Source organism: Variovorax sp. VRV01, assembly GCF_014852545.1.
In the GTDB taxonomy this organism is placed as follows: domain Bacteria; phylum Pseudomonadota; class Gammaproteobacteria; order Burkholderiales; family Burkholderiaceae_C; genus Variovorax; species Variovorax beijingensis_A.
The window spans coordinates 1-788 of sequence record NZ_JACVBS010000054.1; the positions used below are offsets into that span (position 1 = coordinate 1).

General features: G+C 72.2%; 1 protein-coding gene. It reads right to left on the reverse strand.

What is annotated here, in order from left to right:
• On the reverse strand, positions 1–788 hold a 788-nt coding region (locus IB278_RS33560), incomplete at both ends, for a type VI secretion system Vgr family protein (protein WP_192328841.1).

Consider the following 788-nt stretch of genomic DNA (forward strand, 5'->3'; position numbering starts at 1 on the left):
CTGCTGCGCCACCTGCGCCAGGCTCTCGTGCAGGTCGCGCCCCTGGGTGAGCCGCGCCACCGTCTCGCGCATGTCGGTGATGTGGCCCTGCGCATTGGCGCGCGCCTCGGTGCTCAGCAGCAGGCCCCGGGCGGCGCGCAGTGCGCCATGGCCGTCGGTGCGCAGCTCGAAGCCCTGGCCCCGGTCGTCCTTGCGCCCGGCCGTGTCCTCGATGCGGCCGACATGGCCCAGGCTCAGGCTGGAGCTCTGGTGGTCGCTCTTGAGCTGGGCCTGCACCTTGCCCGTGGAATCGTCCAGCGCCAGGTGGTTGCTGCGCCCGCCGCCCAACTCGCGGCTGCGCAGGCCCGTGAGCTGCTTCTGCTGGGGCAGCTGCCAGGCCGGCATCTCGTCGGCGTTGTGCACCCGGCCGGTGACGATCGGGTGGTCCGGGTCGCCGTTCAGAAAATCGACGATCACCTCCTGCCCGATGCGCGGCAGCGCGGCCGCGCCGAAGGTGGCGCCGGCCCAGGATGTGGACACGCGCACCCAGCAACTCGAATGCTCGTCGCGCTGGCCCAGCCGATCCCAGTGGAACTGCACCTTGATGCGGCCGTAGCGGTCGGTCCAGATCTCCTCGCCGGCGGGGCCGACCACCATCGCCGTCTGCGGGCCGCGGGTGCGCGGCTTGGGCGTGCTGCGTTGCGGGCGCCAGGCGTAGCTCGTGGGCTGGGCCTCGAAGGCGAAGCGCTGCACCGAGCCTTCGGAGGCATCCACCCCTTCGCTGGCCTGCAGGTTCTCCTGCAGCTCGT